We start from the raw sequence: 23225 nt of genomic DNA, 5'->3' as shown, positions 1-23225 counted from the left end.
GCGTCATGGCTGCCATGACGGCTGCTGCAGCCATGATCGGTGTCGGCACCGCGGCGGCGACACCGGCCGGACCGGGAGTGAGCGGCACGATCCTCAGCCAGACGACTGTCGGCGGTGTGGATTACATTCTGCGGGAGATCACGATTCCGCCGGGGCAGAGCACAGGCTGGCACTTCCACGACGGCACCCTTTACGGGTTCGTCGCCAAGGGCACGCTGAGCCACTTCGACTCTGCGTGCCAGTCGGACGGCGTGTACCGGGCCAGCAGTACGCTGACCGAGCCGTCCGGGGACAACCACGTCCACATCGGCCGCAACCTCGGCACAGTGCCGGTCGTCCTGGACGTGCTGTACGTCCTGCCGCACGGCGCGCCGCTGTCGGAGGACGCCCCCAACCCGGGCTGCGACTTCCAGTAGTCCGCTCACGGACGACGAGCCGGGCCCCGGCCCTCGCCACTGCCGCTCGAGCGAGCTCCGTTCGCGGACGGCGCCGGACCGGGCGCGACCGACGGGTTCCCGAGCGCCGGCAGACCCATCGCGCCATTGCGGCCGCACAGCTTGACGCGGCCGCGCAGAGTGGGAAATCGCCGCCAACGTTTGCAGCAGTACCTGTGCGCTGTATCCGAATGGAGTTTAGTACTCCAGCTGTAGATTGCGATCTTCATGCCTGAGCGGCTTGTTGCTGGTAGTGAGCGTTTTCCAACCTGCCCGTGTCGGTGTGCAGTTGGGGTGACAACGTGGCGAAGCCCCTGGTAGATGGGTTTTCGACCAAGAAATCCGTCTCCACCAGAGGCTTCGTGTGCTTGTCTACCCGTCGGGTGTCGATGTGTCCAGTTCTGCCCTGCGCTTCCTGTCCGCCAAGCTTCGTCAGCGCCGTCGGGAGCTCGGTACCCGCTGGCGGCGTCTGAGCGCGGGCCGCCAGGCTCTGCTCACTCTCGTCCATCTCCGCAACGGCCATCCGTATGCCCAGCTCGCGGCCGGGTTCGAAGTCGGGACCACGACGGCATACCGCTACGTCACCGAGGCCGTGGACCTCCTGGCCGCCCTGGGACCCACCCTGGCCGATGCCGTCCGCGCCGCCTCGACGAAGGCGTTCGTCCTCCTGGACGGCACGCTCCTGCCCATCGACCGCGTCGCCACGGACCGGCCCTTCTACTCCGGGAAGCACAAGAAACACGGCATGAACGTGCAGGTCCTCACCGATCCGTCCGGCCGACTGCTGTGGGCCTCACCGGCCCTGCCCGGCGCCGTCCACGACATCCGGGCAGCCCGCGAACACGGCATCATCGACGCCCTCACCCAGGCCGACATCCCCTGCTGGGCCGACAAGGGCTACCGCGGCGCCGGCGGAACCGTCCGCATCCCGTACTGGGGACGATGGGAGACCCTCTCTGCCGGTCAGCAGGCGGTGAACCGGTCCCACGCGAAGATCCGCGCCCTCGTCGAGCAGGCCATGGCGACCCTCAAGAACTGGCGACTCTTGCGCAAACTCCGCTGCTCCACCACCCGGATCACCAGCATCGTCCAAGCCGTCCTCACCCTGCACCTGGCCAGCTCAAACCCATGATGGAAAAGGCTCAGTGGCTGGTCTGGGCTCGGGCCTGGTGGCGGCGTCGCCAGGCGGACCAGCGGAGCCGGTGCGCCACGTCGTGCATGGGCCGGACGACAAGTGCGTTGAACAGGCGCTGGATCTCGTTGCAGGTGAGCGGTATCAGCTCGTCCGGTCCGGGGCGGCGCGCGTGTTCGTCGGCGCGGACGACGGCGAGGAAGGCATGGGCGAGCATCGCGAGAGTGACCCAGCGGTGCCAGGATGTCCAGCGTCTGACCTGGTGTTCGTCCAGTCCGGCCAGGCCCTTGCCGGACTGGAAGGTCTCCTCAACGGTCCATCTGCGTCCGGCGACCTGCACCAGAGTGGACAGCGATACCTGGGTGGCCGAATAGCAGCGATAGAAGGCCAGTTCACCGGTGCGCCTGTTGCGGCGCACGAGCAGCTGGTGGTGGCCGGGCCGGTCGTCGGCGATGTCGACCAGGGCCCAGTCGTAATAGCGATGGCCCTTGGTCCCTGCTCCGGCGGAGAGTTTCTGCCAGGCCCGCCTCGGCAGCCTCTTGACCAGGGTGTCGGCGCGGAACTTGCCTGCGCGGGTGGCGATCTGGTGGTCACGTGCAACGGCGAGTACGTAACCGACTTGCCGTTGCTCGAGTGCGGTCCGCAGGTGCGGGTTGCCCCCGTAGACTTCGTCGCCGGCTACCCAGGATGCGGGAACGCCAGCGTCCAGGGCGCGGCCGATCATGCGAGCGGCGAGTGCGGGCTTCGTGGCAAAGCTGACAGTGTCGGGTATCCCGGCGGCCTGGCAGCGGGCCGGGTCCTCGGTCCAGGAACGGGGGACATACAATTCCCGGTCGATCGCCGCGTGTCCGCGCCGGGTGGAGTAGGCGAGATAGACGGCGACCTGGCTGTTCTCGATGCGTCCTGCGGTTCCAGTGTACTGGCGCTGCACACCGACCGTGGCGGCGCCCTTCTTGAGGTCACCGGTCTCGTCGACGACCAGCACCGCCGTGGTGTCGTGCAGTTGCCCGACGACGAAGCCGCGGATGTCGTCGCGTACCGCGTCGGCGTCCCACTTGGCCCTCGACAGCAGGTGCTGCAAGCCGTACGGGTTCGCGTCTCCGACGTGCTCGGCGAGCGTCCAGCAGTTCTTGCGTGGCAGGTCGGACAGCAACCCGAGCACGAATGCCCGTGCCCGGCGCCGTGGTTCCACCCGGACGAACCGTCCCGCGAGGCGGCCCATCAGAACCTCGAACGTATCCTGCCAGCGGCCGGGATCTATGGTGTGGCCCGCGGCCGCCGTCTGATCTTCTGTCTTCACACACCGATGATCAACGGCGGCCGTGCCCGTTCACCGACCGGGCCTCGTCCTGCGCCATCGAAGTTTGACCATCAGCCGAGGTAGTTCGCGCGCCCCTCGTCGTCGAGCTCGAAGGGGCCCTCAGGGATGATGCAGAACTCATTGCCCTCGGGGTCCGCCATCACCAGGAACCCGCCGTCGGCGTACTGCTCCAGCCTGCGCCCGCCGAGCGTCTCGATCCGTTGCTGCTCGGCGGCGGGATCGGGAGAGGTCACGTCGAAGTGCATCCGGTTCTTAACCGACTTGGGTTCGGCAGTCCGCTGAAAGCCCAGACCCAGCTCGTTCTCCCGCCGAAGCCAGACGTATGGGCCCGTACGGCCCATGACCGGCCTGCCGAGCAGTTCGGACCAGAAGGCAGCGAGCCGCTCGGGGTCTGCGGCATCGACGATGAGGGCATTGATCTGCATAGATGAGTCCGCCATGTCCCGATCCTCTCAGGACTCAGCAGCGGCCGTGACCAGCGGACATCAAACTTCGATGATGCAAGGTCTGCGGCATCCGCTCAAGGCGCGATGGCACAAGACAGCAAGATCGCGATCTACAGCTGGAGTATTAGTCACATACTGAATTCGCGCAGGGCGCTGGGTCCGGTCCGTCGCGGCGAAGGTGAGGGCCGGCCGGTGGTGCTGGTGCACGGCAACTCCTCGTCGTCGCGCGTCTGGCAGGCACTGATCGACGGTCCGTTCGGTGCGCGATACCGGTGCCTGGCCCTTGATCTGCCCGGCCACGGCGACACTCCTCCGCCTGCGGCAGGGCCGGACGCGTACTCGGTGCCGGGCTTCGCCGCGGCAGTGGCCGGATTCGTCCGGGAGGAGGGCCTGCGGGACGTGGTGCTGGTCGGATTGAGTCTGGGGGGTCACGCGATACTGGAGGCCGCCGACGCACTCGGTGACGCGGCGGTCGGCTTTGCCGTGTTCGGGACCCCTCCCGTGCGGGATGGCTCGTCGTTTGCGGAGGCGTACCTGGCAGACTCGCCGCTCGGTATCGGTTTCCAGGAGACGATCACCCGCGAGGAAGCCCGTACCTACGCCGCCGGCCTCTTGGCCCCGGGGTCCGCGGTTTCCCTGGATCCCCTGGTCGAGGACATTCTCGCCACCGACCCTGCTGTCCGCGCCGGCATCGCCCGCAGCATCGCAGAGGGGCGCTTCGCGGACGAGGTAGCCCTCGTCGCGAGCCTCGATCGCCCCTTGGCCGTTCTGCATGGGGAAGAGGAGCAGTTCGTCAATCGCGCCTACCTGGACGCGCTGACCGTTCCGGTCCTGTGGCGTGGTGCGGTCCAAGTCGTCCCTGGCGCCGGCCACGCGATCCAGGTCGACCGTCCCGAATCTCTCGCGGATCTGCTGGACTCGTTCGTCCGCGATCTGCCGTAGCCCGGCCGCCTGCCCAACCGATAACCCGGCCGCCCGGCCGCCTGTAGACGGTGGCGCCGCGCGGCGGCGAGCAGAGGAGAGCGTATCCCCGTGTCCGACGAAGCAGCGTCGACCGTCCCCGATGTGCTTGCCGGCCTCTCGGGAATCCGCAGCGACGTGGAGGATTGGTACCGGGACCTGCATTCCCATCCCGAACTCGGCTTCGGGGAGCGGCGGACGTCGTCGCTGCTCGCCGAGCACCTGCGAGGGTGGGGCTTCTCGGTCACCGGCGGAATCGGTGGGACGGGGGTGGTCGGTGTGCTTGCCAATGGCGACGGCCACGTGGTGTTGTTGCGTGCGGAACTCGACGCGCTGCCGATCCGGGAGCAGACCGGCCTGGCGTACGCGTCACGGGTTACCGGCTCCGAGGGTGGCACGCAGGCCGCGATGCACGCCTGTGGTCACGACGTCCACATGGCGTGTCTGCTGGGAGCGGCTCGGCTGCTGGCGCAGACGCCGGATGTCTGGCAGGGCACCCTTGTCGTGTTGTTCCAGCCCTCCGAGGAGAACGGCGCCGGGGCACGGGCCATGGTCGCCGATGGGCTTGCCGAACTGATACCAAGGCCCGATGTCGCGCTGGCCCAGCACGTCTTCCATGCTCCGGCCAGCTACGTGGGCATCCGACCTGGACTCTTCCTTGCGGCCGCGGACACCCTGCGGGTGGTGCTGCACGGCCGCGGCGCTCACGGTTCACAGCCCGAGGCGGCGGTCGACCCCGTGGTGCTGGCCGCCATGGTCGTCCTGCGGCTGCAGACGATCGTCGCACGCGAAATCGCTGCTGCGGACCGGGCCGTGGTCACCGTGGGCAGCATCCGTGCCGGTGAGGGAGCGAACATCATCCCCGATGCCGCCGAGTTGCTGATCAACGTGTGGACCTTCGACGAGGATGTACGCACCCGTGTCATCGAGGCGATCGGGCGGATGGTGCGGGCCGAGTGCCAGGCTTCGCGCGCGCCCCGCGAGCCGGAGATCGAGCGTCTGTCATCTTTCCCCCTGACAGTCAACGACTCCGAGGTGACCGAACGGGTCGCGGCCGCGTTCGGCTGGCACTTCGGCGACGCGGCCGGGACCGCCGACTCCCTCACCCCCAGCGACGACTTCAGCGACATCCCGCGCGCGCTCGGCGCTCCCTCCACCTTCTGGGTGATCGGCGGGACGGACCCCGATGCCTACGCGGCGGCCGAGCGGGCCGGAACCGTTGCCCAGGACATCCCGGTCAACCACAGCCCCCGCTTCGCTCCCGTGCTCCAGCCGACGCTCGACACAGGCGTCCGCGCGCTCGTCACCGCCGCGCTGGCATGGCTGGCGCCGGTCACGCGCTCCTCCTGACGCCGACGAGCCAAGAAGAGGAAGGAGCAGGAGGACACAGGAAGCGGCGACGTGACCGATCCGGTCGCCCGTCGCGGTGTAACACCCCGGACGGTGCCGGAGGGTGGCGGTGGCGCAGGCGCCCGCCACCCTCCGGCCGCGTCACTCCCCGGAACTCGGCGCGACCCTGACCTTGATGTTCTTCATCAGGGGCTGGTTGCTCTGGGTGCTGTAGTCGCTTGCCGCGACCAGGACGTTCATCTCGGGCATGTAGCCGGCGGCACACCCCTGCGGCAGGTCGTAGGCGATGGCGCGGTAGCGCTTGAGGTACCGCTCGCTGCCGTCCCGGGCGGTCGCGGTGATGTCCACGAGGCTGTCCGGCTCGATGCCGCGGGCGCGCATGTCGTCGCCGTTCATGAGGATCAGGGTGCGCAGGTTGCGGATTCCCCGGTAGCGGTCGTTGTCGGAGTAGATGGTGGTGTTCCACTGGTCGTGACTGCGCATGGTCTGCAGGATGAGCACGTCCTGCGGCACGGCGGCCGCCGGCAGGGGAGCGGCGGAGAACTCGGCGCGGCCGGAGGGGGTGAGGAAGACCAGTTCGCGGGCGGGCTGCTTGATGCGGAAGCCGCGGGGGAGCCGCACGCGGCGGTTGAAGTCCTCGAAGCCGTCGAGCACTTGGGCCATGGTGTCGCGGATGCGGTCGTAGTCCTCGACGTAGGACTCCCAGGGGGTACGGCTGTCCGGGAGGGTGGCGCGGGCCATGCCGGCGATGATCGCCGGCTCGGACAGCAGTTGCGGGGACGCCGGCTTCCTCCTGCCGACCGAGAGGTGCACCATGCTCATGGAGTCCTCGACGGAGACGGCCTGGAGCCCTTGTCGCTGGTGGTCCTTCTCGGTGCGTCCGAGGCAGGGCAGGATCAGCGCTTTCTTCCCGTGCACGAGGTGGCTGCGGTTGAGCTTGGTGCTCACGTGCACGGTCAGCTCGCAGCGGCGCAGGCCCTGGGAGGTGTACGCGGTGTCCGGCGCGGCCAGGACGAAGTTGCCGCCCATGCCGACGAACACCTTGACCCGGTCCTCGTTCATGGCCTTGATGGTGTCGACGGTGTCCATGCCGTGGGCGAACGGCGGGTCGATGCGGCACGCGGTGGCCAGGCGCTCCAGGAACTCCGTGCCGGGCCGGTGGTCGATGCCGCAGGTGCGGTTGCCCTGGACGTTGCTGTGGCCGCGCACGGGGGAGGGGCCGGCGCCCTCGCGTCCGATGTTGCCCCGCAGGAGCAGGACGTTGACGATCTCGCGGACGGTGTCGACGCCGTGCTCGTGCTGGGTGACGCCCAGGCACCAGCTGATCAGCGTACGGTCCGCACGCGAGTAGACGTCGGCGGCCTTGAGGATGTCCGCCCGGGTGAGGCCGGACTGCTGCTCCAGTTCCTCCCACGTGGTGGCCTCGCACAGGGCGCGGTACTCCTCGAAGCCGTGGGTGTGGCGCTCGATGAACTCCCGGTCCAGCGCCTTGGGGTCGGTGCGGCTCTCCTCCAGTACCGCCTTGGCGATGCCCCGCATGAGCGCCATGTCGCCGCCGGAGCGCACCTGCAGATCGAGGGTGCTGGTGCGGGTGGCCTTGAAGCGGGCCATGTCGGTGAACTCGTGCGGGACGATCGTGCTGGTCGCCGCCGCTTCGACCAGGGGATTGACGTGGACGATCTGCGCGCCGCGGCGGTAGGCGTCGGCGAGGGCGGTGAGCATGCGGGGGGCGTTTGAGGCCGCGTTCACGCCCATGATGAACAGCGCGTCGGCGCTCTCCCAGTCCTTGAGGTCGGCGGTGCCCTTGCCGGTGCCGAGGGAGGCCTGCAGGGCGCGGCCGGAGGCCTCGTGGCACATGTTGGAGCAGTCGGGAAGGTTGTTGGTGCCGAACTCGCGGGCCATCAGCTGGTACAGGAACGTGGCCTCGTTGCCCAGCCGCCCGGAGGTGTAGAAGGCGGCCTGGTCGGGGCTTTCCAGGGCGCGCAGTTCGCGTCCGACCAGCGCGAAGGCGTCCTGCCAGGTGATCGGCACGTAGCGGTCGGTGGCCTCGTCGTAGACGAGCGGCTCGGTGAGGCGGCCCTGGTCCTCCAGGGCGAAGTCCGACCACTGCGAGAGTTCCGCGACGGTGTGGCGGGCGAAGAAGTCGGCGCCGGCGCGCTTGGGGGTCATCTCCCAGGTGACGTGCTTGATGCCGTTCTCGCAGATGTCGAGCTTGAGGCCCTTGGTGTCGTCGGGCCAGGCGCACCCCGGGCAGTCGAAGCCGCCGTTCTCCTGGTTCATGCTGAGCATGGCCCGCGTCCCGTCCAGCAGGGCCCGCTCCTTGATGAGGACCCGGCCCACGCTCCTGGCCGCCCCCCAGCCCGCGGCCGGATGGTGGTAGGGGTGGTGCGAGGGCCGCTTGCTGTCGGCCGGGCCGTCCCCACCGCTCTGCGAGCGGCCGACCGCTCCCTCCGGACGCGGCCGATCGGGGTCAGGAGTGCTTGGCGTCATGGCACGCGCCTTCTTCATTGGTCGGACTTACCACGATCAACTCATGTTACTTAGGTATCCGCCTGCGTTCACGTCGGCAGGCGCGGAATGCGCGATGGGCAGCACCAGCCGGACGACTGTTCCTGCCCCTGGCTGATGACGCAGGCTGAAGTCACCCTGAAGGGATCGCGCCCGGTCGGCGATGGCCGCAAAGGTGAGTGTGTCCTGTTCGTCGCGATCGGACGCGCCATCGTCCGTGACGGTCAGTGTGAGATCGTGGTGCGCAGTGGCGACGATGTGGACTCTACGGGCCCGAGCCCGGTGGACCGCTCTGCTGAGAGCGCCGGCCACCATGGAGTAGGCATGGAACTCCACTGTCTCCGGCAGCCGATGCTCTACGTCCGCGGACACAGTGACGAGAGCGGGCCATCCGGTCGCGAGATCGTCGAGAGCCGCGGGCAGCCCGCGGAGCCGGAGTACGCCTGGGTACAGGGAGGCCGTGACGTCCCGGACGTGCGCCAGCGCCTCCTCGGCGTCATGGAGGGCCCCGTCCAGCAACTCCGCTGCCGCCGCCGGGGGCAGTGGGCGATCAGGTTCGAGGTGACGGACAAGGCGAAGGGAAAGGATGAGCGAGACCAAGCGCTCCTGGGCTCCGTGCTGCAGTCGGCCGGCGGCGGCGCGATGGCGATCAGCGAGTACCCGTGAACCGAGAACGCCCGGGTCCTCGGCCCACGGCATATCCCGGTCTGCTGGCTGCCAGTTGCCGGGGCGGAACACATATACGGTCATCCCGCTTCCCGGTGGGCCGAGGGGCAGCCGGGACCAACCCACCTGGAGGTGGTGGCCGCTCTTGTGGCTGAGCCGTCCCTGCCCGCTGCCGGAGGCGGGGATTGCTTCGGCCGGGGGTGCGGAACCCGCCGGTGCGACATCGTGGAGTGCCGCCGGTCGGCCGTCGGTGCCGAGCAGATCCGATCGGCAGGCGTAGCCCAGGAGCGCTGCAACAGCCGCGTTCGCCCCGCGAACACGGTGCGCGGTGTCCACGACCCATGCCGGTTGTCCGATGGCGTCAAGGATGCCTTGCACGTCCTCGGACACAGACGGCACCGTGGTACTCCTTCCCGCCAAGGGGCAGCGCACTACTCGCCATGAGCCTTGCAGCGCAGTCCTGTGCGGTACATCCGTCATTTGACGTGTGGTCCGCGGCTGCGGTGAGGCATCGTCGACGGTGCCGGTTACGTGTGGGCAGGGGGATTGACATCACATGCCCCCGTAGGTCGTCACGACATGAGTGGCACATTAGTATGCTGCCATGAGCGAACCCATGCGAGCGGTGCTGGGAGAGGATCAGCCCATTGCGCGAGAGGGCATCGCGAGCATCCTGCGGAAGGCCGGGATCAATGTGGTCGCAGCCATGGACAACGCTGTCGACCTGGTGCGTTCCGCTGAGGATCACAAGCCGGACGTCGTGATCACCGATATCCGGATGCCGCCGAAGCTCGCCGCGGACGGGCTGTGGGCGGCACAGGAGATCCGTGCCCGGCGGCCGGGAACGCCAGTCATCGTGCTCTCCCAGTTCCTGGACGCCTCGTACGCTCTGGACCTGGTGGGAGACGACCCGAGCGGTATTGGTTACCTTCTCAAGGAGAAAGTGGCCAGCCCCCGGATCCTCACCGAAGCCGTGGAACGGGTGGTGGCCGGCGGCTCCGCTCTCGACCCGGACGTGATTTCCCTTCTCGTCGGGCGCAAGCGCAAGGACGACCCGTTGGGAGCGCTGACCCCGAAAGAGCGGGAAGTCCTGGCCCTGATGGCAGAAGGGCACTCCAACGCGGGTATCGCACGGCGGCTCGTGGTGACCGTACCCGCGGTGGAACGCCACGTCACCGGCATCTTCATGAAGCTCGACCTCAAACAGACCGGCTCGGGCCAGCACCGCCGCGTCCTCGCTGTGCTGCGCTACCTGCAGCGATAGGACGTTACCGGGGGACGGAACGGAGCGGCGCTAGGGCATCTTGCCGAAGAGCGCCTGCAAATCGGCATCGAAGAGCCGGTCCTTGGCGACGAAAGCCTCGATGCCTGCCTGCCGCAACTCATCCGTGGACCAGAATGACTGCTCCGTGGACGTCAGCACGATACGTGGCGGCGGGTCCTGGTTCCGCAGCATGCGCGCTACGGCCACCCCATCGTGGTCGGGCAGGTGCAGATCCAGGAGGAGCCCATCGGGACGGTGCTCGCGAACGGCAGCAAGGGCCGAGGTGCCGTCCTCCGACTCGGCGACGACGCGCATACCGCGCGCCGTCAGCAGAGTCCTGGCGATGCGGCGGAACCCTGAGTCGTCATCGACGACCACGATGCTGACGGACATATCAACAAGGATGCCCGCCAGCGGGAGCCATAGACCATAGGGATAGCCCCACGTTTTCGTCCTCACCGAGGCACAGGGATCTCCGCCCGGACAAGTGTGCCGCGGCCGGCGGGCGAGTCGATGACCAGCACTCCTTCAAAGGCGCTGACACGGTCGGTAAGACCTGCGAGACCACCGGTGACGGCCTTCTGGGACACCCCTCCTACGCCGTCATCAGCCACTTCGATGCACAGCGAGTCCTGAAAGCTGATCGAGATCCGGATATGTGAAGCCTTGGCATGCTTCACGGTATTGGTCACAGCTTCGGCAATGACGAAGTAGGCGTTCGACTGTACTTCCGCAGGCAGCAGGTGCACGTTCGCGTCTCCTGTTACGGTCGTCGGCACCGGGCAGCGATCGGCAAGTGACTGCACCGCTGCCATCAGGCCCTTGACCGTCAGGATCGAGGGGTAGACCCCATAAGCAAGCTCACGCAGCTCATCGATTGCTGCCTGCGCGTCGGCGATGGCGCCGTCGAGGAGACCTGCCGTGTCAGCGGAGTCCGACAACGTATCGCGGGTGAGGCGCAGGCCTATCAGCAGGCTGACCAGCCTCTGCTGTGCGCCGTCGTGCAGATCGCGTGCCGTCTGCCGGCGCACCGACGCGATGCTCTGCATGATGCGCCGCTGCGCAGCCCGGGACTCACCAGCCCGGATCCGGGCCGCGTCCCGCTCCAGCCTGGCCCGCTCGAGTTCACGGCTCTCGGTGGCGTCGAAGAACGAGTAGACGACGCCGCGGCCGCCCGGGAGTTCCACCGGGGCGGACCACCAGGAGGCGGGGAAGAACGATCCGTCCCGTCGTTTGAACCACTCGTCGTCGCCGTGGGCAGGCACCCCCGAACTGGCCGGACGGAGCATCGGGCACTGCGAGGCAGGAAACGGGGTTCCGTCCGGACGGTAGGGGTGCAGGGTTTCGTGGCTCGAGAGACCGACGAGCTCTTCGGCGTCGTCGTACCCCAGGACGGCCACCCCCGCGGGGTTCGTGTACAGGATGCCTCCCTCGTGATCGACGACCCAGATGACTTGCGGCACGCTGTCAAGGATCACCGGCAGGACCTCGCCGATCGAGAACACTTTGCTACTCCTCTGATCACCCGCCATGGAGCGAACACCGACGAGACGAAAAAGACCACCTGCCGAGTCACATGCTATGTGGGCCCATGTCCATGGTGTCATGTGTGCACCCATAGTGTGAGACACCTGACCCGGGAGTCGTTCGCGTCTCCGCCAAGGCGCGTGTTCATGGGACGGCACAAGAGCGGAGCAACGCCCCCTGGGGCACAGCGGAGAGAGCAACCGCCATGAGTCCTCCGGCCGGGAGCAGTGCGCAGCCGGTGGCGCAGCGGACGCAAGGGCAGGACCCGTAGCGATGGCGTGCTCGATGGGTCACTTGGCCGCCGGCTTCATGGGGACGGATCTCCCGAGTCCCGCCCACAGGTTGGGTCAGCGGTCGGCGGCGGTGACGAGACGGGCACGGGGTGGGCCACCGAACGGCCCCGCCCACCCGGCGGCTCTTGATCTTCACCCTGACCTTCCTGCCGTCTGCGAGCGGGGATTCGGGCGATTCCGACTGCCGGGCCATCGCGTAGGCGGTCCGCACCGGTGCCGGTATGCGGCCCCGGGCGGGTACGGGGATGTTGTGCGACCTGGCCCAGGCCCGAAACCTCGCAGCTCCACGAAGCGCGGGCGCCAGACCTACGTCGAACAGGGGCAATGGACGGGACCCTGTGCGTGGAGGAACGGTTCAAGCGCCGCCAGGAGCCGGTCCCGGCTGGCGTCCCCCAAGGGCAGTTCGACAACGGCGCCGTCGACTTCCAGGACGCAGAGCCAGGCCGTGGGGGTTTCCTCCCCCGTCACGTCGTCGACGTATGTGACTGTCCTGAGCTTGGCCATCTGCACACCCTGATCGGACCCGGAACATGTACTCACTGGTGGAGGGGCGCACCAAGCACGTCTGCCGCGGTCGCCATGTCGGTCGGCGCCGGAATCGTCGCGGTGCTGGTAGCGCTGGGTCTTGCGGTCGTGGACCGGCGGGCGGACCGCAGCACCGGCGCGTCGACCGTACTCGCGCGCTCAGCACCGGAGCACCAAAGCCATTGATGTGATGACCACACGGCGCTGTCGGTTCAAAGGACCGGTTCCGACAGCCGGTCCAGCTCACGCAGGTAGAGGCGGACCATGTGGACACGCGATCTGACCCCCAGCTTCTCGAAAGCGTGGCGCAGATGCGAGTTGACCGTGTGCGGGGAGAGGAAGAGGCGTGCGGCGGCCTCGCGGTTGGTGGCGCCTTGGGCGACGAGACGCACGACGGCCAGTTCCGCAGGAGTCAGTCCGCGCCACCTACCGGATGCAGCAGGCGCCTGCGCGGGCGAGGCCGCCGCCCTGGCCGTGAGGCGTGCGTTGCGCAGCCGTCTTGCGACGCGTCGTCGGTCCGCGAACGCGCCGCAGGAGTCGTACACCTCCAGAGCCCTTTCGTAATGCGTTTCTGCCTCGCCGGGGTTGGCGGCAGCCACCAGCGTTCCGATGTCCTCCCACGCGTGTGCCCGAAGAAGCAGGCGCGTGTGCCCGTATTGGTCTGCGGCGCGGCACAGATTCTCCTGAGTGCTCTCCAGCAGTCCACGTGCATGCTCGGCTGTTGCCCCGAACAGCGTGCAGTGGGGATGACGCAGCGCGCGCGACTCGCTGAACTCCACCGCGGCTGCGGCGAGTTCGCGCAGGCCCGAACGCACCGCCGTGCGTACGAACAGAACGGTGTCCTCAGGGGCGACGGCGGTCGCGGAGGCGCGCGGCTGCCGAAAGTGCTCGGCGGCGGACTCCATCAGCGATTTGGGCACCTTCCGGCCTCGGTGGGCCGCGATGATGAGCTCGATCCAGGCAGCAGCCCAACGGTGGCACGGGTCTCCACCGGACAAGGTCGCACGCGCTCGTGCGCGACACGCGTCGATTGCTGCTGTGTCCCCCCGGTGGCAGGCCAGGTGCGCGCGAACGTACATGAGGGACGGTTCTCCGGGAGAGTTCAGGTCCGTGGCCGCACCCGCCGCTGCCAGCTCCCCTTCCGCTGCGTCCAATTGGCCGGCATCCAAGAGGAGCCGGGCGCGAGTGAGGCCCCACGCAGGGGGCAGGGCTCGCCGGCCGAAGGGTTCCATCTCGTCGGTGTCCGCCCCCGTCAGGCGGTCCGCGCTCAAAATGTCTCCGGTGGCACGTTCCGAGGCTTGGGTGCCGGGCTGCCGCGCCGTGTGACTTGAGGCTACGTGGTCCGGCTCTCGCGCGGCCGCCCGCACCTCCCGTGGCGCCTGCGGGGGGCGGGGCCCGGCAGCATCTGTCCTGCCGTGGGCAGGCGTCAGCGCCGATACGGCGGCCCCGGCGCGGATCTCGGCTTGGCGCCTTCGTATGGAAGCGCGCAGGGGGCGGGGGAGGGTGGCCTCCACGGCATCGCGCACAGGCTCGTGCACGAAAGAGAGGTCGTCGGCTTCCGCCTGCAGCAGTCGCGCGGACAGAGCCTCGCGCAAAGGCCTCAGCAGGGTCCATTCAGGCCGTCCGAGGATCAGTGACAGATGCCGGAGGCTGGGCGTCCCGCCCAGTGCCGAAGCGATCGTCACGAGTTCCCGTGCGGGTTCGGAGAGGCGGTCCAACCGGCGGGCCACCAGTAGCGCCATGATGGCACGAAATTCGGCTCGCTCCTGGGAAGGACCGGCAGCGCCACTGTTCACAAGGGCGCACAGGTGCTGGACAGTTGCGGGCAGCCCGTCGAGATACGCACAGTAGGGAGCCGCCGCTGCGGCCCGCACGCCAAGGAGGTCGCGGATCATCTGCCGAGTCGCGTCAGGAGCGAGGGGAGGCAGTTCAAGGTGGGAGGCCCGCCTGGTGAGCAGATGGCGGCGGAGCGCTTCGACTTCTGGGACATCCGGGTGGGACTGTGAGGCAAGCAGCCACAACAGCGGAGGATCGGCGAGTCGCGCCATGAGGGCACAGACTGCCAGCAGCGTTGTTTTGTCGTACTCATGAACATCGTCGAGCAGCAGGACCACTGGCCGTTCCAGGACCAGTGCACGCAGCCGGCTCTCGATTCTGTCGAGCAGCCGGCAGGCCACGTGCCGCCGCGGCGGGTCGAGGCACAACGCATGGCGGAGGTCCCCGCTGTCGTCTGCAAGGGCCGCCAGCAACGGCGACAGCCCGGTCGCAGTCCTCCCTGACTCCTCTGATGCCGAGAGAACCCGAGCCCCGGAGAGGAGCGCCTCCTCAGCAGCGCAGGTGAGCATGCGTGACGTCCCGACGCCCGCCGGTCCCTCCATCCACAGCACCCCCCCTCTGTTGCGATGGACATGTCGGCGGACCCACTGGGTGAGGAGTTTTTGCTCGGCCTCACGTCCGCGGATGGGGACGGAAGGCACCTGTGCGCGGCTGGACATCGACGCGTTGTCAATCAACTGGTCCAAGGCGTCTCCATCGTCGGGGCCGGGACGCGGCAGGCAGGACCGCGGGCCAACCCGCATCCGTGTTATGGACATGATGGGCGGCTGACATGCCGCCTGGCTGTCGAGACCGCCCGATGAGGTTTCCGGGCCTTCCCTATGGCATGACTCGGGAAAACCCCACGGGCGTTCCCCGTCGCAGCTTCGCCGCGAAGATCGCGGCCTGTGGCGGCCGCAGGTTGCGCGAGCAGGTGGTCCGGGTGTGGGGTAAACCCCAGGCCCCGAGCCGGAATCCCCCCGTACAGGGTGTCGAGGCCGCACTACAGCCGATCAGGTCGGCAGGTCATCACACTGGAAGTCCGCTGGTCAGCGACTCCGCCCCTTGCCGACCTTGCGGCCCTGGTACGCGGCGGAGACGGGTTCGACCCGGTGACTGGAGGCTGAACGGGATGGAATGCAACGTGACGGTCCAGGGGCTCCGCATATTCGCGGGAGGACTGTCCGCGCCACTGGTGTGCGAACTGTCGTACTCCACCGCCGATCCCCTGGCTGTGGCCATTGTGTTCGATGTGGAGGGGCGCTGGCCGGTGCGGTGGCTGTTCGCTCGTGATCTGCTCGCCGACGGGCTCACTGCCCGAACAGGACAAGGCGATGTCGTGATCTGGCCGGGTGACGAAGAGGGTTCACTCCTCGTCCAGGTGCGGAAAGGTCACTGCGCGGCACACTTCAAGCTGCCGTTGACAGCGGTGGGAAAGTGGCTCGCCCGCTGCTACGGCCTGGTCCCCCGAGGTCATGAAATGCAGCATGTCGATTGGGGCGAACTACAACAATTCAGTCAGTGACCTTTGTGCCCCTCGACATAAGGCTTGGCCGACTTGGGTCCCAGCAGGTGGTGTGTGACACACTTCGCCTGCGGGCATTTCGCCCACGAGCCGAGCAAGGAGGTCCGCGGCGTGCCGGAGATGCAGGCGATCACCACCGAAGTGCTGACGCAGTACAGTTCTCAACTGTCAAGCGATCTTGAGCGGAATGCGCGGGAGCAGGAAGAGGTCAGGGGGCGGATCGAGGAACTTCGTGTTCGGCTCCAAGCCCTGGAGTACGACCACGACATCCTTGTCACAATGCAACAGGCACTGGAGAGCGGTATCCCGCTGCAGCAGAGTCCCGCGTCCACATCTCCAGCAGGCCGCAATGTGCCCGCCGCTGTGTCAGGCGCCACCAGGCAGAAGCCCCAGACGCCGACCCTCGTGGCCCTAATCCGCTCGTTTCTTTCGCAGCAGCCGGAACCGTGCTCGGCGGCGGAAATCACCGCTGCACTGAGCGAGTCCCACCCGGATCGGGTGATCAAGACGACTGTGGTGCGCACCACAGTGGAGAGCTTGGTGGCCCGAGGCGTGGCGGAGCGACTCAAGCAGGGTCACTCCGTGTTCTACGCGAGCTGTGAGAGGAAGCCGGGAGCGGAAGAAGTCAGCGGGAGCTGACAGCAGCGGCCGTAGGTCAATCCAGGATCGCAGCAGTGCGCACGGCGACGGCTGGTGAGGCCAGCCGGTGGGTCGTGAGGACGAGGAAGAACAAGCTGAGGGCTGCAAGTACTGCATAAGCCGTGTCGCTGTTGAAGCTGTCCCAGGCCGTGTGCAGCGCCACGGCGACCACATACGTCAGGGCAAGGCGGTTGACCTCCCGCTTGCGGTAGTGCTGCGCGGCGGCGGACCACAGGGCGGTTGCTGTGAGGCCGGTCCACGCCATGTGTGCCGCGGGACTCAGCAGCCCCCTCAGCACCAGGAGATGGTCGACGGCAGTCAGGTCGCCATTCGAGTCGATGAGTTCGACGAACGCATAGCCCATGGTCTCGAAAACAGCGAAACCGGCACCGGAGGCAACGCCGATCAGTAGCCCGTCGCTGGGCCGCCGGACGCGGATGATCAGCATCACGAACAACGGGACGATGAGCTTTGCGGCCTCCTCGATCAGGCCGACAGCCATCGTCGGGAGAATGCCGAGCAGCAACAGCGTCCGGTACTCCAGCACGCCGGCACAGGTGACGCCGATTGCTCCCCCGGCCAGTGCCGTGGCTGCCACGGTGCCCATCCCCACTCCGTACCCCAGCCGTCGGCTCGACACGAATGAGACGAAGCCGGCGGGGATCACGGCTGCCCCGAAGAAGATGAGTGCGGGTACCAGATTCGGGTTGCGGGTTGCCAGAAGGGCCCAGTGGATGAGCCAGAACAGCAGGAGGCCCACGAGGAGGATGGCCGCCCATCCCCAACGGCGACCGAAGTCGAGCAGTCGGCTCTGTTCGGCACGAGCCGGGTCTTGAGTGACGGGCACGGACATGGAAAGCCTCCTGGACACCGTTGAAGAGATCAAGATGCCCCACGTGGGCGACAGCGGACATCACACATTCATGTGACCAGTGGCGGGGGCCGGGACGGTCCCGCGCTTTTTGTGGCAACGGCCCGCAAGTCCGCGTTGCCGCGGTGGTGCCGATGGCCGGCCGAGGGCGCGAGGGCTCAGGATCCGCGATGAGGGAACAGCGCTGGTGACGAACGGGAAGACGATCACGGGTCGGCGGCGTCGAGGAATCGGTGTCATCGCGGCGGGCCAGGAGGTGCCGGCCCTGGCACCTGTGGATCTACGGCAGCCCCTTGACACGACTGAGCGCGTGCCCTCTAACCTCTCCTCCGAGAGCGCTCTCTTGCTTTGCGTCGCACAGTTTTGACGACGCCTTGGGGAAAGGTCCGACGGGGTGCTGGGCCGCTTTCCAGGCGGCAGGGGCCGTCCATCAAGCCATCACCCGCGACCGCGTGGTCGACGCGCATCCTCAGCCACCCCTGCACCCGCTTGTTACCGCCGCGCCCGGCTCGGGGGACCTGAGACGAGCGGGGTCCTTTGTCGGCGCGGCCCGATCGCGGGCCGGTACGGCCCACCGACGGGCCGGGTCGATCGGTGCAAGGCCAAGATCGGTAATCGAAGGGACTGCAATGAAGCGTTTCCCGCTCCTGCGGCCACCGGCGCCCGTGCGTGGAAGACGGCGTCGGTCCCGGCGCCGGCCGACGTTCCGTGCTCTGCTGTTAGTCGGGGCCCTGTTCTCCCTTTCGCTTGCAGGCGTGCGCAGTTCCGCCTTCGCCGCGAGCAATGCTGCTTTCGGCGGGACGCCGGCTGCGGTGCCCGGTACGGTGCAGGCGGCCAATTACGACACCGGTGGCCAGGGGGTGGGGTACAACGTCACGGGTGCCAACGGGACCGCCAACGGGTACCGCACCGATGGTGTGGACCTGGAGAACACCGCTGACACCCAGGACACCACAGCGGCTGGCGCCGCCTACGACATCGGGTGGACGGCACCGGGGCAATGGTTCAAGTACACGGTCAACGTCGCTACTGCGGGGACATACAGTGTTGCTTTCCGCCTTGCCTCGCCGTACGGGATCACCGACGCGCTGCACATAGCAAACTCTTCCGGCGCCGATCTGACCGGCCCGGTCGCTGTCGCGAACACCGGTGGCTACCAGACCTGGACCACGGTCACGGCCAGCATCACCCTGCCGGCCGGCCAGCAGACGCTGACCGTCGACCAGGACTCCAATGGCTTCAACTTCCACTATTTCTCCTTCACCCAGGGCCCCGGCGGCGGGGGCAGTGGCAGTCAGCCGTTCAACGGGACGCCGGCTGCGGTGCCCGGTACGGTGCAGGCGGCCAATTACGACACCGGTGGCCAGGGGGTGGGGTACAACGTCACGGGTGCCAACGGGACCGCCAACGGGTACCGCACCGATGGTGTGGACCTGGAGAACACCGCCGACACCCAGGACACCACCGCGGCTGGCGCCGCCTACGACGTGGGCTGGAGCGCGCCGGGCCAGTGGTTCAAGTACACCGTCCAGGTGGCAACCGCGGGGATCTACACCGTCTCGTTGCGACTTGCCTCTCCCGCCCCGCTCACCGACGCGCTGCACATCGCAAGTTCCTCGGGGACGAACCTGACCGGGCCGGTGGCCGTTGCGGCCACGGGCGGCTATCAGACCTGGACCACGGTCACGGCCAGTGTCACCCTGCCGGCCGGCCGGCAGACGCTAACCGTCGATGAGGATTCCGCCGGCTTCAACTTCCACTACTTGGCCCTCACTCAGGGCACCGGTGACGGTGGCGGTAATGGCGGCAGTGGCCCGACCGAATACTGCGGCACACAGAACCTCGCGCTGGACCAGCCGACGACAGCCTCTTCGACGCAGGCCGCCATCTACCCGGCGGCCGACGCCACCGACGGCGACCCCGGCACCCGCTGGTCCAGCGCGGCCAGCGACCCGCAGTGGCTGGAGGTCGATCTCGGCTCCCCGCAGCAGATCTGCGGCATCGACATCCTGTGGGAGGACGCCTATGCTTCGGCGTTCCAGATCCAGGTGTCCAACGACAACGCGGACTGGAGCAAGACCGTCTACTCCACCACGACCGGCACCGGGGGGAACCAGTCGCTGCAGGTCACGGCGACCGCGCGCTATGTCCGAATCTACGGCACCGCGCGGGCGACCCAGTTCGGTTACTCCGTCTTCGAGTTCGCTGTCCACGGACTGACCACCACCGCTCCGGTCACCGGCGGCAATGGCAACGGCGGCAACGGAAACTGCCCGTGGGTGGGCTCCACCGCCCCGGTCGCCCAGCGTGTGCAGCAGGTTCTCGACACCATGGACCAGTCGGAGGAGCTCAGCGTGGTCGCCGGCGACGGCGCACCGCCCTACATCGGCCACATCCCGCCCGTGCCCAATGTGTGCATCCCCTCGACCAACCTGCAGGATGGCCCCAACGGGGTCGGTGACGGAACAGGCGGTGTCACGGCGTTCCCGGATGGCGAGAACGCGGCTGCGACCTGGGACCCGGCGCTCATCCAGCAGGAAGGGGCGGCAATCGGGAACGAGTTCGCTGGCAAGGGCGTGAATGTCTCGCTCGGCCCGACTGCCAATCTTGTGCGCGACCCGCGCTGGGGCCGAACCTACGAGACCTACGGCGAGGACCCGTACCTGGCCGGGCGGATCACCTCAGCCGAGGTGCAGGGCCTGCAGAGCCAGGGGGTGATGGCCATGGTCAAGCACACCGCGGCCTACGACCAGGAGCAGTACCCGAACGGCAGCAACAACGAGTCGGTCAGTGAGAAAGCGCTCCAGGAACTGTACCTGGCGCCCTTCCAGTCCGCTGTCGCGACGTCCGCCCCGGCCTCGATGATGTGCTCCTACGCCGTGGTCAACGGCGCCGCCTCGTGCCAGAACGCCGACATCCAGCTGAAGGGACTCGACGCGCAGGCCAACTACGGCGGTTTCATCACCTCTGACTGGGGAGCTGACTACTCAAGCGTCCCGTCCACAGTCGCGGGCATGGACGTGGCCATGCCGTTCTCCGACGCCGACGCGCTGTCCTCGGCACTGTCTGCCGGCACTTTGAACCAGGAGACGCTCAACGCCAACGTTGCCAGGATCCTCACCCAAATGTTCGCTTTCGGCATGTTCGACAACCCCCAGACCGGCTCGCTGTCCGCCACCGTTACCTCCGCCGCGCACCAGCAGACAGCGTTGCAACTGAGCGAGGAGGGCACGGTCCTTCTGAAGGACAACGGCGTGCTGCCGCTCAATCCGAACGGCAACGAATCGATCGCGGTGATCGGCACCGACGGCGGCGCAGGGGTCGAGCTGGCCGGTGGTGGCAGCGGCACAGTCACCAGCTCCAACACGATCTGGCCGATCACCGGCATCCAGAACGCCGCCGGCCCGAACGTGCACGTCACTTACACTGCGGGCAACGACAACGGGACCGCGAACATCCCCCAGGCCGTCGCCTCGGCGAGGGCCGCCACCGACGCAGTGGTCTTCGTCAACGCTCCCGAGGGCGAAGAGACCGACCTGACCACACTCAACCTGTCCAGCACCGACGAGACGCTGATCTCCAACGTGGCCGCGGCGAACCCGAACACCGTCGTGGTGATCAACAGCGGCTCGCCCGTGGTGATGCCGTGGCTGAACAACGTCGCCGGCGTGTTCGAGAACTGGTACGGCGGCCAGGAAAGCGGAGCGGCGATCGCCGCACTGATCTTCGGCAAGGCCAACCCATCGGGCAAGCTGCCGGTGAGCTTTCCCAGCAGCCTGAGCCAGGTACCGGCGAGCACCACCGCCCAGTGGCCCGGCAACGCCTCCGGAGTGAGCTTCAGCGAAGGCGTGAACATCGGCTACCGCTGGTACCAGTCACAGGACATCACCCCCGCGTTCCCGTTCGGTTTCGGACTGTCCTACACGCGGTTCTCCTTCTCCAACCTCAATGTCAGCGCCTTCGACGCGGACGGAAAGGCCACGGCAACGGCGACGGTGACCAACACCGGAACGGTTGCCGGCGCGGACGTGGCCCAGTTGTACGTCGGGGACCCGGCGGCTGGCCAGGACCCGCCGGAGCAGTTGAGGGGCTTCCAGCGGGTGAGCCTCGACCCGGGGGAGAGCACCACCGTCACCTTCCCGTTGACCATCCACGACCTGGCTTCCTGGTCGACCACCGACAACCAGTGGGAAGCCCCGGCGGGCACGTACTCCATCAAGGTGGGGGACTCCTCCAACAGCCTGCCACTGACCGGCTCGACCAGCCTGGCCCACCAACTGACCGGCCAGGTTGCCGCCGGAGCGTCGGCGGCTGGAGTCTCGCTGGCGAACACAGCGGTCAGCGCGAATGTGACACCGAACTCGGGTGTGGCAGGCGCGGAGACCGTCGGCGTCGTCAACCCCTTCGGCTACAGCAGCCCGAAAGGCAAAGCCGTCTCCTTCGCCGTGCAGGCCGTCGACTCCGACGCCGCGCAGACTCTCACTTTCACCGCCGCCGGACTGCCGCCGGGCATCACGATTGCGTCGAACGGCACCCTCTCCGGCACCAGTGACACACTCGGCACCTACACCGTCACGGTCACAGCCACCGACACGAGGGGAGTCTCTGGCACGGCCACCTTCATATGGTCCGTCGTGCAATAGCTGCACGGCCCCGCGGAGCGGGGCACCCTGACCGAACGCAAGGACGGCGTCCGCTGTGCGAGCCCGCACGACGGACGCCGCTGCGTGCCCGAGGGAGCCGGCCAATCGTGCGGGTCTCTCGACGCGGCGTGTGCTGACGCCCAGGAGGTAGGCGGTGTCCGGTCCCACCCGCTAGTGTCCCGAGTCATTAGTTCGCTTGCGGTTGTAGGGTGGGTCGGTGCCTGGTCCGAAGCCGTTGCTGTTGGAGTTGTCCGATCACGAACGCAGGGTGTTGCGGGGCTGGTTGCGGAAGCAGTCGGCGTCTCAGGCGCTGGTGCTGCGGTCGAGGATCGTGTTGGCGTGTGCGGAGGGTCTGTCGAACGCGCAGGTCGCGGATGACCTGGGTGTCTCGAGGGAGACGGTGCGCAAGTGGCGGTCCCGGTTCGTCGCGGACCGGGTGGAGGGTCTGGTGGACCGGCCGCGTGCGGGGGCGCCGCGGAAGATCACGGACGAGCAGGTCGAGGCCCTGGTCGCCAGGACTTTGGGCCAGTCGCCGCCAGCGGGTGATTCGCACTGGTCGACGCGTTCGATGGCCGGCGCGGCGGGGATGTCGCAGTCGGCTGTCTCTCGGATCTGGCGGGCGTTCGGCCTCAAACCGCACATCGTGGAGACCTGGAAGCTCTCGACCGACCCGCAGTTCGTGACCAAGGTCCGCGACGTGGTCGGCATCTACCTCGCCCCGCCCGAGAACGCCTTGGTCCTGGCGGTGGACGAGAAGTCACAGATACAGGCCCTGGACCGGACCCAGCCCGTGCTGCCGATGGCGCCCACCGTGCCGGCGAAGATGACGCACGACTACGTCCGGCACGGCACGACCAGCCTGTTCGCCGCCCTGGACATAGCCTCCGGCTCGGTCATCGCCCAGCACTACCGCCGCCACCGCCACCAGGAGTTCCTCCGCTTCCTGAAGGTCATCGACGCCGCCGTTCCCCAGCACCTCGAACTCCACCTGGTCCTGGACAACTACGCCACCCACAAGACCGAGCCGGTCAAGAAGTGGCTGCTCCGCCACCCCCGCTTCCACCTGCACTTCACCCCCACCTCAGCGTCCTGGCTCAACCTCGTCGAACGCTGGTTCGCCGAGCTGACCTGCCGCAAACTCCGCCGCTCGGCCCACCGCAGCGTCACCGAACTCGAACGGGACATCCGCGGCTGGATCAACGAGTGGAACACGAACCCAAGGCCGTTCGTCTGGACGAAGACCGCCGACGACATCCTCGACACCCTCGCCGCATACTGCACACGAATTAACGACTCAGGACACTAG

At 67.8% G+C, this 23225-nt stretch carries 19 protein-coding genes and 1 pseudogene; 10 read left to right on the top strand and 10 right to left on the bottom strand.

Translation table 11 applies throughout. The annotated features are described in order from the left end of the window. Nucleotides 1–14 precede the first annotated feature (14 nt). A complete protein-coding gene (locus BLR33_RS33300; RefSeq protein ID WP_407639756.1) occupies nucleotides 15–416 on the top strand; it encodes a cupin domain-containing protein in 402 nt (133 codons plus the stop codon). Between the two features lie 382 nt (nucleotides 417–798). Then, nucleotides 799–1566: an IS5 family transposase gene (locus tag BLR33_RS33295; RefSeq protein WP_093788610.1), complete on the top strand. Its 768-nt coding sequence runs from the start codon at nucleotides 799–801 to the stop codon at nucleotides 1564–1566. 10 nt (nucleotides 1567–1576) lie between these two features. Here BLR33_RS33295 and BLR33_RS33290 read toward each other — a convergent pair whose 3' ends face one another. After that, nucleotides 1577–2788 carry an IS701 family transposase gene (locus tag BLR33_RS33290; protein WP_093788606.1) on the bottom strand — a complete coding sequence of 404 codons (1212 nt, stop codon included), beginning with the start codon at nucleotides 2786–2788 and terminating at the stop codon, nucleotides 1577–1579. A 149-nt stretch (nucleotides 2789–2937) separates the two neighbouring features. Then, on the bottom strand, nucleotides 2938–3327 hold the full coding sequence (locus tag BLR33_RS33285) for a VOC family protein (protein ID WP_093788604.1): 390 nt from the start codon (nucleotides 3325–3327) through the stop codon (nucleotides 2938–2940). A gap of 90 nt (nucleotides 3328–3417) precedes the next feature. Here BLR33_RS33285 and BLR33_RS33280 point away from each other — a divergent pair, with 90 nt between their 5' ends. Both BLR33_RS33280 and BLR33_RS33275 read left to right on the top strand, forming a co-directional pair. Beyond that, nucleotides 3418–4275, top strand: coding sequence for an alpha/beta fold hydrolase (locus tag BLR33_RS33280; RefSeq protein ID WP_093788602.1), 858 nt, complete (start codon nucleotides 3418–3420; stop codon nucleotides 4273–4275). An 84-nt stretch (nucleotides 4276–4359) separates the two neighbouring features. Then, on the top strand, nucleotides 4360–5643 hold the full coding sequence (locus BLR33_RS33275) for an amidohydrolase (RefSeq protein WP_407639757.1): 1284 nt from the start codon (nucleotides 4360–4362) through the stop codon (nucleotides 5641–5643). 141 nt (nucleotides 5644–5784) lie between these two features. Here BLR33_RS33275 and BLR33_RS33270 read toward each other — a convergent pair whose 3' ends face one another. Then, the gene (locus BLR33_RS33270; protein ID WP_093788598.1) at nucleotides 5785–8133 is read right to left on the bottom strand and encodes an FdhF/YdeP family oxidoreductase; all 2349 of its coding nucleotides are present in this window, start codon (nucleotides 8131–8133) and stop codon (nucleotides 5785–5787) included. A gap of 342 nt (nucleotides 8134–8475) precedes the next feature. On the opposite strand from BLR33_RS33270, the gene BLR33_RS36590 reads away from it, so the two are divergent. Continuing rightward, complete coding sequence (locus BLR33_RS36590) at nucleotides 8476–8817, top strand: hypothetical protein (protein ID WP_245771840.1); 342 nt, start codon at nucleotides 8476–8478, stop codon at nucleotides 8815–8817. 264 nt (nucleotides 8818–9081) lie between these two features. On the opposite strand, the pseudogene BLR33_RS37245 reads toward BLR33_RS36590, so the two are convergent. Further along, a pseudogene (locus tag BLR33_RS37245) lies at nucleotides 9082–9297 on the bottom strand (PAS domain-containing protein); the annotation flags it as partial. 124 nt (nucleotides 9298–9421) lie between these two features. Here BLR33_RS37245 and BLR33_RS33260 point away from each other — a divergent pair. After that, a complete protein-coding gene (locus BLR33_RS33260; protein ID WP_093788594.1) occupies nucleotides 9422–10081 on the top strand; it encodes a response regulator transcription factor in 660 nt (219 codons plus the stop codon). A 30-nt stretch (nucleotides 10082–10111) separates the two neighbouring features. Here BLR33_RS33260 and BLR33_RS33255 read toward each other — a convergent pair whose 3' ends face one another. From BLR33_RS33255 to BLR33_RS37050, 5 genes are all read right to left on the bottom strand, one after another. Continuing rightward, a complete protein-coding gene (locus BLR33_RS33255; protein WP_093788667.1) occupies nucleotides 10112–10474 on the bottom strand; it encodes a response regulator in 363 nt (120 codons plus the stop codon). Between the two features lie 62 nt (nucleotides 10475–10536). Then, a complete protein-coding gene (locus BLR33_RS33250) occupies nucleotides 10537–11586 on the bottom strand; it encodes a PAS domain-containing sensor histidine kinase (RefSeq protein WP_218136757.1) in 1050 nt (349 codons plus the stop codon). Nucleotides 11587–11752: 166 nt separating this feature from the next. After that, on the bottom strand, nucleotides 11753–12226 hold the full coding sequence (locus tag BLR33_RS37300; RefSeq protein WP_093788590.1) for an Lsr2 family DNA-binding protein: 474 nt from the start codon (nucleotides 12224–12226) through the stop codon (nucleotides 11753–11755). Continuing rightward, complete coding sequence (locus BLR33_RS35715) at nucleotides 12208–12405, bottom strand: Lsr2 family protein (protein ID WP_218136758.1); 198 nt, start codon at nucleotides 12403–12405, stop codon at nucleotides 12208–12210. The genes BLR33_RS37300 and BLR33_RS35715 overlap by 19 nt, the downstream gene beginning before the upstream one ends. 233 nt (nucleotides 12406–12638) lie before the next feature. Next, a complete protein-coding gene (locus tag BLR33_RS37050) occupies nucleotides 12639–14948 on the bottom strand; it encodes a helix-turn-helix transcriptional regulator (protein ID WP_176930744.1) in 2310 nt (769 codons plus the stop codon). Between the two features lie 425 nt (nucleotides 14949–15373). On the opposite strand from BLR33_RS37050, the gene BLR33_RS35505 reads away from it, so the two are divergent. Both BLR33_RS35505 and BLR33_RS33225 read left to right on the top strand, forming a co-directional pair. Continuing rightward, on the top strand, nucleotides 15374–15766 hold the full coding sequence (locus BLR33_RS35505; protein WP_176930741.1) for an SsgA family sporulation/cell division regulator: 393 nt from the start codon (nucleotides 15374–15376) through the stop codon (nucleotides 15764–15766). Nucleotides 15767–15820: 54 nt separating this feature from the next. After that, on the top strand, nucleotides 15821–16405 hold the full coding sequence (locus tag BLR33_RS33225) for a hypothetical protein (RefSeq protein WP_245771839.1): 585 nt from the start codon (nucleotides 15821–15823) through the stop codon (nucleotides 16403–16405). 16 nt (nucleotides 16406–16421) lie between these two features. Here the strand turns inward: BLR33_RS33225 and BLR33_RS33220 are convergent, their stop codons facing one another. Then, on the bottom strand, nucleotides 16422–17258 hold the full coding sequence (locus BLR33_RS33220; RefSeq protein WP_093788582.1) for a PrsW family intramembrane metalloprotease: 837 nt from the start codon (nucleotides 17256–17258) through the stop codon (nucleotides 16422–16424). A 773-nt stretch (nucleotides 17259–18031) separates the two neighbouring features. On the opposite strand from BLR33_RS33220, the gene BLR33_RS33215 reads away from it, so the two are divergent. After that, nucleotides 18032–21919, top strand: coding sequence for a glycoside hydrolase family 3 C-terminal domain-containing protein (locus BLR33_RS33215; RefSeq protein WP_218136756.1), 3888 nt, complete (start codon nucleotides 18032–18034; stop codon nucleotides 21917–21919). A gap of 217 nt (nucleotides 21920–22136) precedes the next feature. Then, entirely contained in the window at nucleotides 22137–23225 is a 1089-nt protein-coding gene (locus BLR33_RS33210) for an IS630 family transposase (RefSeq protein ID WP_093788578.1), read from the top strand.

The sequence above is a fragment of the Actinacidiphila guanduensis genome, from assembly GCF_900103985.1.
Taxonomy (GTDB): domain Bacteria; phylum Actinomycetota; class Actinomycetes; order Streptomycetales; family Streptomycetaceae; genus Actinacidiphila; species Actinacidiphila guanduensis.
Note: the sequence above shows the minus strand (reverse complement) of the source record. Positions and strands in the feature narration are given on the sequence as shown.

Bases quoted from the DNA above. Each gene is read 5' to 3' on its own strand.
- BLR33_RS36590 (WP_245771840.1), top strand. From the start codon at position 8,476: ATGGAACTCCACTGTCTCCGGCAGCCGATGCTCTACGTCCGCGGACAC.
- BLR33_RS35505 (WP_176930741.1), top strand. From the start codon at position 15,374: ATGGAATGCAACGTGACGGTCCAGGGGCTCCGCATATTCGCGGGAGGA.
- BLR33_RS33300 (WP_407639756.1), top strand. From the start codon at position 15: ATGACGGCTGCTGCAGCCATGATCGGTGTCGGCACCGCGGCGGCGACA.
- BLR33_RS33260 (WP_093788594.1), top strand. From the start codon at position 9,422: ATGAGCGAACCCATGCGAGCGGTGCTGGGAGAGGATCAGCCCATTGCG.
- BLR33_RS35715 (WP_218136758.1), bottom strand. From the start codon at position 12,405: ATGGCCAAGCTCAGGACAGTCACATACGTCGACGACGTGACGGGGGAG.
- BLR33_RS33270 (WP_093788598.1), bottom strand. From the start codon at position 8,133: ATGACGCCAAGCACTCCTGACCCCGATCGGCCGCGTCCGGAGGGAGCG.
- BLR33_RS33290 (WP_093788606.1), bottom strand. From the start codon at position 2,788: ATGGGCCGCCTCGCGGGACGGTTCGTCCGGGTGGAACCACGGCGCCGG.
- BLR33_RS33220 (WP_093788582.1), bottom strand. From the start codon at position 17,258: ATGTCCGTGCCCGTCACTCAAGACCCGGCTCGTGCCGAACAGAGCCGA.
- BLR33_RS33280 (WP_093788602.1), top strand. From the start codon at position 3,418: ATGGCACAAGACAGCAAGATCGCGATCTACAGCTGGAGTATTAGTCAC.
- BLR33_RS33285 (WP_093788604.1), bottom strand. From the start codon at position 3,327: ATGGCGGACTCATCTATGCAGATCAATGCCCTCATCGTCGATGCCGCA.
- BLR33_RS33255 (WP_093788667.1), bottom strand. From the start codon at position 10,474: ATGTCCGTCAGCATCGTGGTCGTCGATGACGACTCAGGGTTCCGCCGC.